At 63.0% G+C, this 15924-nt stretch carries 17 protein-coding genes; 4 read left to right on the top strand and 13 right to left on the bottom strand.

Features of this window, described 5'->3' with window-relative positions:
* Positions 1-102: 102 nt before the first annotated feature.
* A complete protein-coding gene (locus L1P09_RS00850; RefSeq protein ID WP_235768317.1) occupies positions 103-1833 on the top strand; it encodes a dipeptidase in 1731 nt (576 codons plus the stop codon).
* A gap of 220 nt (positions 1834-2053) precedes the next feature.
* Positions 2054-2491, top strand: a complete 438-nt coding sequence (locus L1P09_RS00845) for a CBS domain-containing protein (RefSeq protein WP_009682213.1) — start codon at positions 2054-2056, stop codon at positions 2489-2491.
* A gap of 6 nt (positions 2492-2497) precedes the next feature.
* Here the strand turns inward: L1P09_RS00845 and L1P09_RS00840 are convergent, their stop codons facing one another.
* The 5 genes from L1P09_RS00840 to L1P09_RS00820 form a co-directional block, all read right to left on the bottom strand.
* Positions 2498-3136 carry an NADH:ubiquinone oxidoreductase subunit N gene (locus L1P09_RS00840; RefSeq protein ID WP_235768316.1) on the bottom strand — a complete coding sequence of 213 codons (639 nt, stop codon included), beginning with the start codon at positions 3134-3136 and terminating at the stop codon, positions 2498-2500.
* Between the two features lie 69 nt (positions 3137-3205).
* Entirely contained in the window at positions 3206-3448 is a 243-nt protein-coding gene (locus tag L1P09_RS00835; RefSeq protein WP_029884786.1) for a DUF2789 domain-containing protein, read from the bottom strand.
* 180 nt (positions 3449-3628) lie between these two features.
* The gene (locus L1P09_RS00830) at positions 3629-4261 is read right to left on the bottom strand and encodes a LysE family transporter (RefSeq protein ID WP_054905592.1); all 633 of its coding nucleotides are present in this window, start codon (positions 4259-4261) and stop codon (positions 3629-3631) included.
* Positions 4262-4364: 103 nt separating this feature from the next.
* A complete protein-coding gene (locus L1P09_RS00825) occupies positions 4365-4952 on the bottom strand; it encodes a mechanosensitive ion channel family protein (protein WP_009682209.1) in 588 nt (195 codons plus the stop codon).
* Positions 4952-6862 (bottom strand): ATP-binding cassette domain-containing protein, encoded by a 1911-nt coding sequence (locus L1P09_RS00820; protein WP_009682208.1) that lies wholly within the window; start codon positions 6860-6862, stop codon positions 4952-4954. The genes L1P09_RS00825 and L1P09_RS00820 overlap by 1 nt, the downstream gene beginning before the upstream one ends.
* A 50-nt stretch (positions 6863-6912) precedes the next feature.
* On the opposite strand from L1P09_RS00820, the gene L1P09_RS00815 reads away from it, so the two are divergent.
* Positions 6913-7395 carry a TIGR02444 family protein gene (locus tag L1P09_RS00815; RefSeq protein ID WP_009682207.1) on the top strand — a complete coding sequence of 161 codons (483 nt, stop codon included), beginning with the start codon at positions 6913-6915 and terminating at the stop codon, positions 7393-7395.
* On the opposite strand, the gene L1P09_RS00810 is transcribed toward L1P09_RS00815, so the two are convergent.
* Entirely contained in the window at positions 7371-8330 is a 960-nt protein-coding gene (locus L1P09_RS00810) for an AlgP family protein (RefSeq protein ID WP_235768315.1), read from the bottom strand. The genes L1P09_RS00815 and L1P09_RS00810 overlap by 25 nt on opposite strands.
* Before the next feature lie 270 nt (positions 8331-8600).
* Between L1P09_RS00810 and L1P09_RS00805 the strand changes: the two genes are divergently transcribed.
* A complete protein-coding gene (locus L1P09_RS00805; RefSeq protein WP_054881269.1) occupies positions 8601-9239 on the top strand; it encodes an FKBP-type peptidyl-prolyl cis-trans isomerase in 639 nt (212 codons plus the stop codon).
* Between the two features lie 9 nt (positions 9240-9248).
* Here L1P09_RS00805 and L1P09_RS00800 read toward each other — a convergent pair whose 3' ends face one another.
* The 7 genes from L1P09_RS00800 to L1P09_RS00770 form a co-directional block, all read right to left on the bottom strand.
* Positions 9249-9719 carry an Rsd/AlgQ family anti-sigma factor gene (locus tag L1P09_RS00800; RefSeq protein WP_054905594.1) on the bottom strand — a complete coding sequence of 157 codons (471 nt, stop codon included), beginning with the start codon at positions 9717-9719 and terminating at the stop codon, positions 9249-9251.
* Positions 9720-9949: 230 nt separating this feature from the next.
* Positions 9950-10456, bottom strand: a complete 507-nt coding sequence (locus tag L1P09_RS00795; protein WP_054905595.1) for a disulfide bond formation protein B — start codon at positions 10454-10456, stop codon at positions 9950-9952.
* 221 nt (positions 10457-10677) lie between these two features.
* Entirely contained in the window at positions 10678-11916 is a 1239-nt protein-coding gene (locus L1P09_RS00790) for a heme biosynthesis HemY N-terminal domain-containing protein (RefSeq protein WP_029887267.1), read from the bottom strand.
* A complete protein-coding gene (locus tag L1P09_RS00785) occupies positions 11913-13013 on the bottom strand; it encodes a uroporphyrinogen-III C-methyltransferase (protein ID WP_235768314.1) in 1101 nt (366 codons plus the stop codon). Before L1P09_RS00785 ends, L1P09_RS00790 begins: the two co-directional genes overlap by 4 nt.
* A 45-nt stretch (positions 13014-13058) precedes the next feature.
* Entirely contained in the window at positions 13059-13826 is a 768-nt protein-coding gene (locus tag L1P09_RS00780; RefSeq protein ID WP_054905596.1) for a uroporphyrinogen-III synthase, read from the bottom strand.
* Positions 13823-14764: a hydroxymethylbilane synthase gene (gene hemC / locus L1P09_RS00775; protein WP_110678957.1), complete on the bottom strand. Its 942-nt coding sequence runs from the start codon at positions 14762-14764 to the stop codon at positions 13823-13825. Before hemC ends, L1P09_RS00780 begins: the two co-directional genes overlap by 4 nt.
* Before the next feature lie 163 nt (positions 14765-14927).
* Positions 14928-15671, bottom strand: a complete 744-nt coding sequence (locus tag L1P09_RS00770; RefSeq protein WP_009682195.1) for a LytR/AlgR family response regulator transcription factor — start codon at positions 15669-15671, stop codon at positions 14928-14930.
* Positions 15672-15924: the final 253 nt, after the last annotated feature.

Genomic DNA, 15924 nt, shown 5'->3' with positions numbered 1-15924 from the left:
CTGGCACTCCCGTGCCACTGGCCATTGATGTTAGCGTGGGCGTCCTCCCGTTGCTCCAACGGGTACCCCATAACAATCCATGGCGAAGGAATGCGCGCAACCATGCACCTGAAAAAACTCACCGCCACCACCCTGTTGCTGGCCAGCATCGGCCTGTTCACCCAACCGGCCCAGGCCAACCTCACTCAGCAACAGGCCGCGGCAATCGTCAAAACCTTCGACGGCAGCGACCCGCGTGACTTCAAGCAGTTCCTCGGCAAGCTCAAAGGCAGTGACCTGGCCAAGGCCGATAACCTTGAGGCGACACTGCAGGCTTACCTGAACGGCAAACCGCTGGCCGCCGGGCAACAGGACGAGATCAACCGCCTGCTTGGTCTGTATACCCGCATCAAGTACGGCAAGGCTGCCACTGAAACCCTGCGCGAACTGGTGGCTATTCCAACCTACAACGTCGAGGGTACGCCGCAGTACGAAAACCCGGCGTTCCTGAAAATCGCCGACAAGATCAAAGCACTGGCCGACAGTTTCGGCCTGGCGTTCCGCAACATCGATAACCGGGTTTACGAAATTTCGCTCGGCAGCGGCAAGGAAGTGATCGGCATCCATGCCCACGCCGATGTGGTGCCGGTCAATCCGGACAACTGGAAGCTGGCCGACGGCACCCGCCTGGACCCGTTCAAGGTCACCCTGGTTGGCGACCGCATGTATGGCCGCGGCACCGAAGACGACAAGAACGGCATCGTTGTCGCGATGTATGCGTTGAAAGTGGCCAAGGACGAGAACCTGCCACTGGCCCGGCAATTCAAGCTGCTGATCGACACGACGGAAGAAACCAGTGGGGATGCGATCCCCTATTACTTCGAGCGCAACCCTACGCCTGATTACAACCTGGCGCTGGATGGCGGCTACCCGGTGGTCATTGCCGAAAAGGGCTACGGTACGATCATGGCCAGCTTCAGCAAACGCCCGGCCACGGGTGAAGGTGCTGAAATCATCAACCTGACAGGCGGGCTGGCCACCAACCAGATCCCCACCACCTCGGTCGCAACCCTGGCCACCGACAACCCGGCAGCACTCGCCAACCAACTACAGCGAGCCGGCGCCGGGTATGTAAAGCAGCACGGTGGTGACTTCAGCATCGACGCCAAGGCCGACGGCAAGCAGGTGGTGCTGACAGTAACCGGGGTTTCCGCGCATTCCTCGGAGCCGGAGTCCGGGGTAAACCCGGTTGCACGCATGCTCGACTTCCTTGCTGGCCTGGGCCAGCAGGTACCGCTCAAGCACAACCAATTCACCGACGCCGCCCGCTACGCTGCCGACAACTGGGGCCTGGACTACTTGGGCAACAAGCTGGGCGTGGCCTTCAAAGACCCGTTCATGGGCCCGCTGACCGCGTCGTTGACCTATGTAGGGGTGGACGAAAAAGGCTTGAAACTGGCGGTGAACCTGCGCATTCCCAAGGGCAAGCCGCTTGCCACGATCAAGGACGAACTGGCCACCAGACTGGACAAATGGACCCGGCAGAGCCGCACCTCGGTAGCCTTCGACTACAGCCTGGACGAACCGATGTATCGCAACCCCGAGGGCGAGTGGGTGAAGGCTCTGCTGGCGGTGGCCAGCGAGAACCTGGGCATGAAGCATGAGTTCGGCACCTCGGCGGGTGCCACGTCGGTCCACGACCTGCCTAACGGCGTGCAGTTCGGCCTGGCCATGCCAGACGTGAAGTACACCGGGCACAACGACAACGAGTTCAAGACGGTAGAGCAGTTCATGCTGGACCTGCAGGTCGTCAGCGAAATGGTCGCGCGGATCGGGCAAATGCCGAAGCTCTGATCGGCTGCACCGGTAAAGCCGCTCCCATAGGGTGCATCACAGGCTCTGAGGCCAATGACACACCTGTGGGAGCGGCTTTAGCCGCGAAGAGGCCCGCATAGGCGAACACCGATGACGTTTTTCAATCGACTCCATGCCGTTTCCTGCATTGCCGTGCAGAGCGCCGTACCGGATGCTTTAGTTACACCGAGACAGCGCTTTTCCACCCGCAGAGGCCCGTATGAAGACCGTCGAACAAATCCTCAAGACCAAGTCCCAGCACCAGACCGTGTACACCATCGGCCCGGATGACTCGGTGCTCGACGCCCTGAAAATGCTGGCGGAGAAAAACATCGGCGCACTGCCGGTAGTCGAGGGCAAGCAGGTGGTGGGTATCGTCAGTGAGCGCGACTATGCACGCAAGCTGGTGCTCAAGGGCCGCTCTTCTGCCGCCACCCCGGTACGGGAAATCATGAGTGCACCAGTGGTCACGGTCGAGCCCAGGCAGAACCTCGAGTACTGCATGAACCTGATGACCGACCGTCACCTGCGCCACTTGCCGGTCGTGAGCAATGGCGAGCTGCTAGGGCTGTTGTCGATCGGCGACCTGGTGAAGGAAACCATTGCCGAGCAAGCCAGCCTGATCAAGCAGCTGGAGCAATACATACGCGGCGAATAAGCGCTTTCAGTGATAGCCGCGCTCCAGTTCGTCCAGTTGGTGGTCAAAACTGCGCAGGCGCGCCGACCAGGTGTAGACCAGCACTTCGAGGTCGCGATTGAGCACAGCGGTATTGCCATGCCCGCTTTTCGTGGGTTCGCCCAGGTCCAGCTGGTAGCGCTCGCGGGCCATGGCCTGGGCCACGCTGGACAGGTCGCGGGCGTTGGCCAGCCAATGATGATGGTGGTCGTGGATCTCGCGGTCGAGCACCCGGCACTGGCGCTTCAGCGCATCAAGGCTTTGCTCCAGCGGGGTGCCCTTGAGTTCGCCCATGACCTCTTCGAAAGTGCGCCCCGAATGCCAGTAGCTGCCCCAGAAATAACGATCGAAGACCGTTTCCACGCGGCGTAGCGCAACTTTGGTGTTCCAGATGGTCAGCAACGTGCGCCCCTGGATCACTTCGCGCTTGTTCAGGTGCAACTGCTGCCAGGCGACCCAAGCCAGCGCCACCACGGCGACAGCCACGGTGACGGCGGCGGCGGCGTAGAGGAACTGCACCGCCTGGTTCAGTTGATGCGCCTGCCTGATGCCGTAGAAGTAGCTGGCCGTCAGAATGCCCAGGATGGAAACGGAGCACCAGAAACCTGATACGTAGGGATCTTTCATCGCGCTATCCCCCGATTGTTTTCCTGAGCATAGCAACGGCCATTCACACGTCAGGTGCCGCTCGGCGCTTTATTTTTTCTGGGGGTGAAGCGCCTCGTTGAGTTGGTCGATCATCGGGATCCAGTCGTCATCGGCGATGTATTTTTCTTTCAGGAACGCGCGCTGCGAATCGCTCCAGAAAGGCGCATCGACCAGTTTGACATCGTCCTCGAGCGGTGAGTGTGTCGTGATAAAGCGGTCGATTTCGACCGGGTCGTCAGACAGCCCCAACTGTTTGAAGATTTCCGACAAAGGATGAATCGGCTTGTCCATGTTTCCTCCTCGGTGCCGGGGCGTGCATCGAAGCTGCCGGCCCGGCATGGGTTGAGAGCACCAGTTGCAGGTTCGGCTCCATGCTCATGTGAAACGGATGATCGTGATCATCCGCCCCCTGATAGACAGCACCCCGACGGACAAGACTCGATCGAACCTGCATTTATCGCAGCGCGCCTGTCAGACGGGTGCGCGGCGCAAGGTCGCCAGGAACGCCGCCGCACCAATGAACAACCCGGCAAACGTGCGGTTCAAGCGCTTCTGCTGCCTGGGAGTACGCAACAGGCGTAATACCCGTGCGGCCAAGCCGGTGTAGCCCGCCATTACCAACAGGTCGACACTGACCATGGTCAGGGTGATTGCCACATACTGCGGCAGCAGCGGTGCATGCGGGTTGATGAACTGCGGCAGCACCGCAAGCATGAACACCAGCGCCTTGGGGTTGCTGACGTTGACCAGGAAACCGCGGAACATCAGGCTCAACGGCCTGCCGATGGGGCGCACGCCCGACTCATCGGTCATGTCCATTGGCAGCGCACGCCATTGCTTGTACGCCAGGTAAACGAGGTAAGCGACGCCAAACCACTTGATGAACTGGAACGCCGTGGCCGAGGCGGCCAACACGGCGCCCACGCCGGCGGCGATGATGGCGATTTGCAAAATCAGGCCCAGTTGCAGGCCCAGGGCATTCCAGTAACCGCGCCAGAAGCCGTATTGCAGGCCACTGGACATCGAGGCAATCGCCCCGGCGCCAGGGGAAAGGCTGATCACCCAGCAGGCGGCAAAAAAGCCCAACCATACTTCCATCGACATCACACACCTCGCTCGCACTAATGTTGCAAAAGATTAAGCTAAGGTGTTGGTGAAAATATGACCAGCAAATTTTGCAGAATTCAGCGTGCTTATGCGGGCCATGTCAGTCCGCCTCGAGCAACACGTCCTTGTGCATGGCCTGCACTTCGGCCCCGCGCCAGCGCCGCACCGACTTCTGGAAGAACTGGCTGTTCGGCACCTGCACCAATGCCCCGCCCGCCTCGGGCACTTCCAGGAGGGTAGTGAACAGCAGGTTGATGGCGATTACCCGGCCCTTTACGCCCGGCTTGTCGAGGGTGTCGACCAGCTCGACCACATCACCAATACGAAACGGCCCGACCGTGAAGATCAGCACCGCGCACAGCAGGTTGGACAGTACGCTCCACATGGCGAAGAACGCCACCGCCGCCACCGCCACGAAACCGGACAGGGCCGTCCACAGCACCGTTGCCGAAACCCCCAGGCGCTCCAGCACGAACAGCAGCGCGCTGCCCATGATCAACCAGCGCAGGCCACCGCGCACGGGCACCAGCAACTCCGGTGGCAAGGGGTAGCGCTGGCCCAGGCGGCTGAGGCCACGGGCCACGATGCGCTGCAGGACAAAAGCCACCGCCAGGATAAGGAGGATCTGCAAGCCCAGCCATAAGGTGTCCATCCACTGCCCAGGCAGCAACCCACGCAGCTCCTCCATCAGGACAGCGCCTCAAGCTCGGCTTGCATGCTTTCGAGGGTTTCCAGTGCTTCCATCCAGCCCTCTTCCAGCTCCCCTTCACGTTGCTTGAGCTTGGTCTGGCGCGCCAGCAGGTCACGCAATTGGTCCTTGCGCGCCGCGTCGTAAAGCCCAGCGTCGCCCAGCGCCGTCTCGATTTCGGCCAACTGCGCGTGCACCTGATTGAGCTCGGCTTCCAACTTGTCAGCGGCCTTCTTGTGCGGGGCCAATTGCTGGCGCAAGGCCGCGGCGGCCTGGCGCTGGGCTTTCTTGTCGGTCTTGTCCGGGTTGACCGGTGCAGTACTGGCCGGCGCGCTGCGCTGGCGATACTCGACCAGCCAACGGCTGTAGTCGTCCAGGTCACCGTCGAAGGTGTCGACCTTGCCGTCAGCGACCAGCAGGAAGTCGTCGGTGGTGCTCTTGAGCAGGTGACGGTCGTGGGATACCACTACCACGGCGCCGGCGAACTCCTGCAAGGCCATGGTCAGCGCCAGGCGCATTTCCAGGTCGAGGTGGTTGGTGGGTTCGTCGAGCAGCAGCAGGTTCGGCCGTTCCCAGGCGATCAGCGCCAGCGCCAGCCGTGCCTTCTCGCCACCGGAGAAGTTCACCACCGGCTCGTCGCAACGGGCGCCATGGAAATCGAAGCCTCCCAGGAAGTCGCGCAGGGTCTGCTCGCGCTCGGCGGGGGCAATGCGCTGCAAGTGCAGCAGCGGGCTGGCCTTGTCGTCCAGCGAGTCCAGCTGGTGCTGGGCAAAATAACCCACGGCCAGGTTCTCGCCGCGGACCAGCCGGCCGGACAACGGCGCCAGCTCACCGGCAAGGTTCTTGATCAGCGTCGACTTGCCTGCGCCATTCGGGCCGAGCAGGCCAATACGCGCGCCCGGGGTGAGTTGCAGCTTGACCTTGTCGAGGATGGCTTTGTCGCCATACCCCAGCCGGCCTTCGGACATGCTCAACAGCGGGCTGGAGATTTTCTGCGACTCGCGGAAGACGAAGTCAAATGGCGAATCGACGTGCGCCGCCGACAGCTCCTCCATGCGCTCCAGGGCCTTGATCCGGCTCTGCGCCTGGCGCGCCTTGGTGGCCTGGGCCTTGAAGCGGGCGATGTACTTTTCCATGTGCGCGCGCTGCGCCTGCTGCTTCTCGTAGGCCTGTTGCTGTTGCGCCAGGCGTTCGGCACGGGTGCGCTCGAAGGCGGTATAGCCGCCCTTGTAGAGGTTCAGCTTGCGCTGCTCTACATGCAGCACATGGTCGACCACCGCATCGAGGAAGTCACGATCGTGGGAAATCAGCAGCAGCGTGCCAGGGTAGCCCTTGAGCCAGTCTTCCAGCCACAGAATGGCGTCGAGGTCCAGGTGGTTGGTGGGCTCGTCGAGCAGCAGCAGGTCGGACGGGCACATCAGCGCCTGGGCCAGGTTGAGGCGCATACGCCAGCCGCCAGAGAAGTCACCGACTCGGCGGTCCATCTGCTCGTTGGTAAAGCCCAGGCCGGCCAGCAGCTTGCGGGCGCGAGCGTCGGCGGTGTAGCCGTCAGCGCTTTCCAGCTCACTGTGCAGGCGCGCCAGGGCGGTGCCGTCGTGCGCTTGCTCGGCAGCCGCCAATTCGGCCTGGACCTTGCGCAGGCGCACGTCACCGTCGAGCACATAGTCCACGGCCAGGCGATCGAGGGTATCAACCTCCTGGCGCATGTGGGCGATGCGCCAGTCGCCGGGCAGCTGGCAGTCGCCGGCATCGGGCGACAGCTCACCGCGCAGCAAGGCGAACAGGCTGGATTTGCCGGCACCGTTGGCGCCAATAAGACCGGCCTTGTGACCGGCGTGCAGGGTCATCTCGGCGCCTTCTAGCAAGCGCTGCGGACCACGCTGTAAAGTGAGGTTGGATAGTCTGATCATGATGGTCGCGGAGTCTACCAGCTTCCTCGGCCCATAGCGCGAGTGGAACCATGCACACCGACCTGTGGAATCACGCCCTGGCCTTGTACGCCAGGCCTGGCGTAGAAGCCGCCTGCCTTGAACTGCAAACACTGGGTGGCGATGTCTGCCTGCTGCTGTGCGCCACGTGGTTGCAGGCGCGTGGGGTTGCCGTGACGGACCAGCGCGCGCAGGCATTGCACGGCATTGCCGACCCCTGGCAACGGACAGTGGTCACCCCGCTACGCGACCTGCGCCAGCAATGGCGCGCGGCAGCACAGCTGGATAGCCGGCTGGCACTTGTGCGCGAGCAAGTGAAAGGGTTGGAATTACAGGCAGAAAGAGCGTTGCTGGAACGCTTGCAAGAACGTGCCCAGCAGTGGCCCGCGGACTCTGCTGAGCCCACGGGCGACTGGCTGGCCCGGCTGGTGCCGGACCAGGGCCGACAACATGACGCGTTGCTGCAGCTACGCGCCGCGGCTGCAGCGCTTCAGGACGCCGAAGACGGTGCCTGAGCAGGCGTGCTGGCCGGCGCCGATGGCGCTACCGAAGTGGCCGAGTTGGCATCAGCGGCCGGAGTGCTGGGGGCAGGTGTAGCCGGTTTGGCAGCGGCTGGCTTGCTGGCGGCAGGCTTGGCAGCCGGTTTCGCTGCGGTACGTGCTGGCGCCTTGGCTGCAGCTGGCTTGGCCGCAGGTTTAGCGGCGGCTGTTGCTTTGGCGGCTGGCTTGGCTGCGGGTTTTGCGGCGGCAGTGGCCTTGGCGGCTGGCTTGGACGCAGGTTTTGCGGCGGCAGTGGCCTTGGCGGCCGGCTTGGCCGCAGGTTTAGCGGCGGCAGTGGCCTTGGCGGCTGGCTTGGCCGCAGGTTTAGCGGCGGCAGTGGCCTTGGCGGCTGGCTTGGCCACAGGTTTCGCGGCAGCAGTGGCCTTGGCGGCTGGCTTGGGCGCAGGTTTTGCGGCAGCGGTGGCTTTAGCTGCTGGCTTGGCTGCGGTAGTGGCTCGACCGGCTGGCTTGGTCGCCGGCTTGGCAACAGCTGGCTTGGCCGTTTTGGCTGCACGCTGGTCAAGGGCCTTGGTCGCGGCTTCACGCACTTTGCCTACACCTTGGGCCAACTTGATGCTGTCTTGGGCATCGCGCTTGAGTTGCTGAATGTAGGCGCGCGTCTGGGTTTGACGCTCCTTGAGGGAGTCCAGCAGTTCTTCAAGTTCAGCGCTGGCTTTTTGCGCTTTGGTCTGTGCCTTGGCTTTACCGGCCTTGGCTGCACCTTGCAGTTTCAAGCGAGCGTTGTGCAGTTTTTCCTGCGCTTTGCCACGCTGCTTTTCCAACTTTGCCAGCAGTTTTTCCGCATCAGCCAGCGCTTGCGAGCAGGCTTCTTCCAAATGTTCGAGCAAGCTACCCGAAAGTTGCTGGAGCAGGTGTAACGGCGTACTTACTGGCTTCTTTTTGGCCGACATGGTTTACCTCCTGGCTGACGAGAGTGCGGCTCATACTATGCTTCTGCTGCTACCGCCGCTAGGGCATGTTGACCGTAATAGTTACGCCGCGTTGCATGCCTGGGCAACGTTGTAAGCTTGCAGCTGCGGGTAAGTGTAGATGCTGGACAAAGCCTCGCCGCGCCGCTGCCCTGTTGCGACTCAAAGCCGCGCCCACGCAAAGCCGCGAAAAAGCCAATACACATATTCAACACTGGCATACTTCCACGCTCATTGGCGCAGGAACTGACCATGCCTCGATTTCTTGTTTTAGGTTTATGCCTGCTGGCGCCCCTCGCCCTGGCCGACAGTGATGAACGCGATCTCGCCTACAGCCTTGGGGCCAGCCTGGGCGAGCGGCTGCGCCAGGACATGCCGGGCCTGCAACTGGATGCCTTGGTCGATGGCTTGCGCCAGGCCTACCAAGGGCAGCCGCTGAAGCTCGACAAGGCACGCATGCAGGCCGTGCTGCAGCAGCATGATGCACAGGAAAGCGATGACCAGGCGCAAAAGCAGCAAGCGGCGGAAAAACGCTTCATGGCTAATGAGCGGGGGCGTTTTGGCGTGCATGAGTTGCCAGAGGGCGTGCTTTACAACGAACTGCAGGCAGGAAGTGGCGCGCAGCCGAAAGCCGGTGGCAAAGTGCAGGTGCGCTACGTAGGCAGGTTGCCGGACGGCTCGGTATTCGACCAGAACCAGACGCCACAGTGGTTCAGCCTGGGTTCGGTGATCGAGGGGTGGCAGGTAGCGTTGCCGCAGATGCACGTCGGCGCCAAGTGGCGCCTTGTCATTCCGTCCGCACAAGCCTATGGGGCCGAGGGCGCAGGCGACTTGATTCCACCCTATACCCCCTTGGTGTTCGAAATCGAACTGCTGGGGGTTGGCGACTGACGCCAACCATCAGGCCTGTACCGCGCCCTCTTCCTTGTGCGCGTTGTGCAGCACTTCGATCAGGCAGTCTTCCAGTTCGAAGCGCTCATGCAGCAGGCCACCGAGCTTGCCCAGTTTTTCGGCAAAGCGCTCTGTGTCCTTGCACTCAGCTTTCGCACAATGGTCGTTGAAAGCCAACGCGATCTGCGTGATGTCATTGATGCGTGGGTTGATCTCTTCGGCCAGCTTCAGTGCCTTCTCGTCACCGAAAGCCTTGGCTTCCCTGACCAGCTGCTCGCAGACCTCGAAGTGCCACGCCGAACAGTAGTCCACGAGCAGACCACAGAAATCCCCGTTCGTATCCTTGTCGGCGAAGGCCAGCTCTTGGGCGCGCAACGCGCGGAAAGAATGCACCAATTCCTCGCGCGCCTTAAGCCAACGATCAATAAGTTCGTGAACCCCACCCCAGCGTTCCTGAGCGTTCTGACAACTATCGAGCATGGCGATCTCTTCCCTTCTGGGTAGATGCCGCTGCACCTCGCGCTGCGACGGCGCGCACAAAGGTGATATCAGCAGGACGGCATCGAGCAGTTGTGTTTTGAGTATCCGTGCTGCGAGATTATTCCCGCACGTGTTGCCCTTCAAGGTACGCAGTGGACAAACTTCATACAAGTGTTTAATACCGTGTTACATGGCCATTGGTCATTCTGATGACCCAACCTTGCGCCAGGTCAAGCGCCTGCCAGGGTGCGGAAACGATACGCCAGCAGGCAGCTCGCGGGCAGCGCCGCCAGCAGCAGGAAAGCCAACAGGCTCCACTCGGGAACGGTCAGGTCGAGAAAACTCCAGCTCAGCGCGCTGCACTCCGGGCCGCCGAATAGCAGTTGCCGGGCCGCCTCCACCCAACCCTGCTCGAACACACGCCCGATCGGCAGCGGGCATGCATCTACAACCCTTTCAGCACCCTGCAGCCAGACCTGCCGCGCGGCCAGCGCCGCCCCGCCCAGCGAGCAGGCCAACGTAGCCCATGCGTAACGCCGCAGGCCACGTGCACGCGGTGCCTGCAGCACGCTCGCCAGGCTCAGCAGGGCATACAGGGCTAGCAGCAACCGCTGGCTCAAGCGCAACGGGCATGGCACCAGCCCAAGCATGTTATCCAACTGAAAGGACGCAGCCAGCACCGCCAGTGCGGCCAGGCAAGCAGGAAGAAACAAGGTGCGCAAACGGGCCAGCAGCATGGGTGGTGAAGGTCCCGGGATGAGAGTGTGGCCTGGAACGGTAGAGGAAAGACGGGCTTTGTTTCAAGGCGCTACAGCAACGACAAGTCGCTGAAACGCGTAAGAAATTTCCGTCTATTCGATAGGAGGCGACTGAGGACTGGGAATGCATATTCAGCATGCAACGGAAGATAAATCACCAGCCCCCAAAGCCCGCGCCTTGCCGCGGGCTTTGGGGTAGGTCAGGCGCGTACGCCTTCTGGCAGCGGCAACGCCAGCAGGCGTTCGTCGAGCAGGCCAAGGCCCTCCTGGAACAGTTGGTTGCTGCGCTCCGTCTCACCCAGGCCGGCGAGCAGGCGCGCCAGTTCGGCGCAAGCCTCGGGGTTGCGCTCCATGCGCAGGCTGCTTTCGAGGTAATCGCGCGCCTTGCCCCACAGACGGTTCTGCAGGCTGAGGCGGCCAAGGGTGAGCAACAGGCTGGCATCTTGCGGGTGGTCTTTGAGCCAGCCTTCGGCGGTTTGCAACTGGCGTACCGGGTCATCGCCACGCACCAGGCCATACAGGCGAGCCAGATGGCTTTCATAGTTCCGCTTGAGAGCCGTGCGCAATGCCTGTTCGGCATCACTCTCGGCACCTACCTGGCGTAGCTGTTCAGCGTAGGCCAGCACGAGTTGCGGCTCCTGACGCTGGGCGGCAGTCAGTTGCTGCCAGGCGCGCTCCAGGGCCTGCCGTGCACTTTGCGCGTCCTCGCCACGGGTTGTCGCCAGGCTCAGGTTCTGGCCCCAGGCACGCTGCTCGAGGGCAGCAAGCTCGGCGGCCGGTAGAACCTTGCCCTTGCGCAGGTCGGGCAACAGGCGAATCAAGGCGGACCAGTCACCGCGCTCCAGGTACAGGCGCTGCAACAGCCGCAGGACCTGGCTGTTGTGCGGGTGGCGCTCCTGCATGGCCAGCAAGGTCTCCAGCGCGCCATCGCTTTCACCCCGGTCCATCTGCAGTTGGGCATGGGTCAGGGCAATGGCCAGTTCTGCCTGTGGCTGGCGCTCAAGGGCACGCTCCAGCAAGTTGTCGCTGTCTTGGCTGCGACCTTGCTCGTTGGCGGCACGCGCTGCACCGAGGTAGTACAGCAGGGGGTGGCGCTCGGCCTCCGCGGCACGGTGCAAATGGCGCTGGGCGCTGGCCCAGCGACCCTCGGCCAGGTCCAGCTGGCCCTGTTCGATTGCCAGGCGAATACGCCGGCGGCGGTTGCGCCGCGACCAAGGGTTGACCACGCCGCTGGAGGTCAGCAACAGCCCCACCAGGTAGCGCAGCAACCACAACACCAGAACGACCGCCAGCAGCCCACCCAGCGCCGCCCACAGCCCCGATTGATAACGGAAACCACCGTAGGAAACCAGTACGTAACCGCTGTGCTTGGCGACGGCGACACCCAGCGCAGCAGCGACCACGATGGCCAGTACGGCCAGCAGGTAGACTCGCTTCATGGCTTGCCCCCCTCGGCCTCGGCCGGCAGATGGCGGCGCTGAATGTAGGCCTGCACGGCTGCCAGGCTTTCGCTGAGGTCAGGGGTGACCACCGACACTGGCTGCTCGGCCAAGGCATTCAGGCTGTCGAGCATGGCCTTGCTTTGCGGGTTGTCGGCATTGAAGTTGGCCAGCAGCACGCTGCGGGCATCATCCAGCGCCTGGGTATAGACCTTCGCGTCGCCATTGAGCGCCGCCCACTGGGCCTGCTCGATGGTCAGGCTCAATGCCAGGCGCAACTGGTTGAGTTGCTGCCCGGCCAGCAATGGGCGCACGTTTTCGTCGGCATTGAAGTCAACCTGGAAATACTTGGAGATTTCCGCCCACCACTGCGACAGGCGGCTGACACCGTCGCCATCGGCGGTCAAGGCGCCGAGGGCATCGGCATTGCTGTCGAACTCCCGCGACTGCGCGCTCAGTTGCTGGACCAAGTCACGCTGCGCAGCCAGCTTCAGGAACAGGCCCGTGCGGTCTGGTTGCTGGGTGCTGTTGAGCGTGGCCAGGCTGCGGTTCAGTTGCTCGCGAGCGGCAAAGGCACCTGGGTCGCTCTGCTCGCGCAGGATCTCGTCGGCACCTTCGACCAGGGCCTTGGCGCTGGTGATGTCCTGCAAGGCCGACAGGCGCAGGGTAGCAAGGCGCAGCAGGTGCTCGGCTTCTGCCAGGCGCCACTCCTTGCGGCTTTCGCCGAGCACGGTTTCCAGGCGCTGGCTGAGGCGCTGCTGGTCGCCCTGCAATTGCGCTACCAGTCGCCGGCGGTCTTCCAGTTCGCTGGCGGCTGGCAGGCTGGCCAGTTGCGCACTGATCTGCTGCTCACGCTGTTGCAAGGCCTCGGCGCGCTGGTTAAGCGCCTCGATGTGCTGGCCCTGGTCGAACTCGCTGCCTTGCAGTTGACGCACCTGCCAGGCACCCCAGCCACCTACCGCCACCCCGGCCGCGCCGAGCAGCAAGGCCAGCGCAGCAAGGCCATTGCCGGAGCGCTTGGCAGGCGGGGTGGTAACGGGATCCGCCGGCGTTTGCGCCGACGGCTGATCGTTATTGGACAAGACAGTCTCGCTCACGTATCCATCCTTTGCATGGGGGCGCATCGCGTTCAGCTTAGCGCCTTAAGAGGCAGGTGCAGTGCAAGACTGCACAGCTGCCAGCAAGGCCGCGGCACTGGCGCCACGGCAATCCACAACCTGTTGGGCCCCAGCGGCCCTGGCCTGCCCGGCTACCCGCGGGCTCGGCACGAACAACGGCAACCGGGCCAGCTGTGGCCAATCGGCGCCAGCCAGTTGCTGCAAATGTTCCAAACCCTGCCCACTGCTGACCACCAGGCCATTGAGGCGTTCCGCTTCGATGCGGCGCATCAGCGTGCCTGTGGGGTAAACCGGCAGGCAGCGACGATACAGTTCCAGATAATCGACACTAGCACCTTGCTCTGCAAGACGCTCTGCCAGCAGTTCGCGACCTCCAACGCCGCGAACGATCAATACTCGCGCTGCTGGCACGGCAACCGCCTGGCGCAGTGCCGGCAGCATCAGCAGTGCTTCACTGTCGTCGCCACGCGGCGGGCAACTCACCCTCAGACCCGCCTGCTGCAACACTGCGGCAGTGGCCTCGCCTACGGTGAACCAGCCTTGAACGGGCGGCTGCAGGCTGGCGTTGGCCAACTGTTCCAGCAACAGCCGTGCAGCTGGCTTGCTGACCACGATGATCGCCTGGTAGCCACCAAGGCCCTGCAGCAACGCGCGCTGCCCAGCCTGGATTTGCACGGGTTCGATCTCCAGCAACGGCAGGCAGTGGCTGGCCACCCCCGCTGCCGCCAGGCTTTGCGCCAGCGCCGCACAGTCCTCGGCAGGCCGGGTCAGCAACAGGCGCCATTGGCTCACGGGTGGCCGGCCTCGCCATAGACCTCTTTGAGGATGGCCTCGGCACCCTGCCCCAGCAGATGTTCGGCGACCTCTACACCAAGGGCCTCGGCAGTTGCACGGGGGGCCCGGGCATCGGCCACCAGCAGGGTGCCGCCACTCGGTTGGCCGACCAGGCCGCGCAACCACAGTTGGTCGCCTTCCAGCACCGCGTAGCAAGCGATCGGCACCTGACAACCGCCGTTCAGGCGTTTGTTCATGGCACGTTCGGCCACCACCCGGTCAGCCGTGTCACGGTGGTGCAGCGGCGCCAGCAAGGCATGGATCGCGTGGTCGGCGCTACGGCACTCGATGCCTACCGCCCCCTGGCCACCGGCAGGCAGGCTGTCGTCGACACTGATGGTGGCGGTGATACGGTCTTCGAAGCCGAGGCGGATAAGGCCGGCGGCCGCGAGGATGATGGCGTCGTATTCGCCGGCGTCGAGCTTGGCCAGGCGAGTGTTGACGTTGCCGCGCAGGAAGCGGATCTGCAGGTCGGGGCGACGCGCCAGCAGTTGGGCCTGGCGGCGCAGGCTGGAGGTGCCGACCACGCTGCCGGCAGGCAACGCTTCAAGGCTGGCAAAATGGTTGGAGACAAAGGCGTCACGCGGGTCTTCCCGCTCGCAGATGCAGTACAGGCCCAGCCCCTCGGGGAAGTCCATGGGCACATCCTTCATCGAATGCACGGCGATGTCGGCTTCGTTGTCCAGCAGGGCGGTTTCCAGCTCCTTGACGAACAACCCCTTGCCACCGATTTTTGCCAGCGGCGCGTCGAGCAGCTTGTCCCCGCGGCTGACCATGGGCACCAGGGTCACCCGCAGCTCAGGGTGGGCCTGCTCGAGGCGGGCTTTGACGTATTCGGCCTGCCACAGGGCCAAGGCGCTTTTACGGGTGGCAATGCGGATTTCGCGAGTGGACATGAAACGCCCCGATCCAGAGAAATGCCGTGGATCATAACAGCATCGCAAGGATCGCTAGCAGATGTGGATCAGCTAAGGGCCCCTTCAGGGCTGCCCTGCACCCTGACGGTGGGGCCGACCTGCCGGCCAGCAAGGGCCCAGCCCTTGCCATGCGGGCACCGGTTCAGAGGGCCTGCATCATCTTGCGCACACCGGCCACATGACGCCGGCTTACGGTAAGGGCATCGCCGTTCAGGCCTTTGAGGAACAGTTGGAAGTGGCCCAGGGGCGTGCGCTGAAGGCGTTCGATGCGTTCCCGGGCAACCAAGGCATTGCGGTGAATACGTACAAAACGGTCGCCAAACTCGTCTTCCAGCGCCTTGAGCGGCTCGTCGAGCAGTACTTCCCCACCGTCGTGGCGCAAGGTCACGTACTTGTGGTCGGCAATGAAGTAGACCACCTGGTCCAACGGAATCAGCTCGATGCCTTTGCGGGTGCGGGCGCTGATATGACTGCGCGGGCCACCGCCTTCATTGGCTGGCCGCGTCAGTGCCGCCAGTTGCGCCCGGTTGGGTTTATCGGCCTTGCGCAGTGCATCCCGCAGGGCCTGAGGGTGAACAGGTTTGGCGACATGGCTGAGGGTACTGTCCTTGAATGCCTCGGCACTGTATTGGTCATCCCCGGTGCAAAACACCACCGCTGGCGGCGCCTCGCGCTCGCACAGGCGGGCCGCGACCTGCAAGCCGTCCAGGCCTGGCATGGCGATGTCCAGCAGCACCACGTCGGGCTTGAGGCTGTCGATCAGGGTCAGGGCCTCTTCCCCGTTGGTAGCGCTGGGCTCCAACACGGTGTAACCCTCCAGTTCGCCGAGCAGCCGGCTAAGGCGGTCACGGCCTTGGGGTTCGTCATCAACGATCAGGACATTCATAATTGCGCTGGATTCCTGAATGAGTCTCGCACAGGTATAGCGTAGACAGGTGTGGTTCGAGCGACACTGCGGTCACGCTCTAGACCGGTGCGATGGCCAAAGATTCACTCGGACGGCAGATTCACTGCCAGTCTTCTGTCCAACTGTAGACGGTCCGTGGAACACTGCCGTTCATTCCTTCAAATGATTCACTGCCATTTTCCGGGCATTTCTGTCGACCGGCGCCCTGCGGCAGCCGTCCCAACCCTGTTAT

This window comes from Pseudomonas juntendi, assembly GCF_021560075.1.
Classification (GTDB): Bacteria; Pseudomonadota; Gammaproteobacteria; order Pseudomonadales; family Pseudomonadaceae; genus Aquipseudomonas; species Aquipseudomonas juntendi.
Note: the sequence above shows the minus strand (reverse complement) of the source record. Positions and strands in the feature narration are given on the sequence as shown.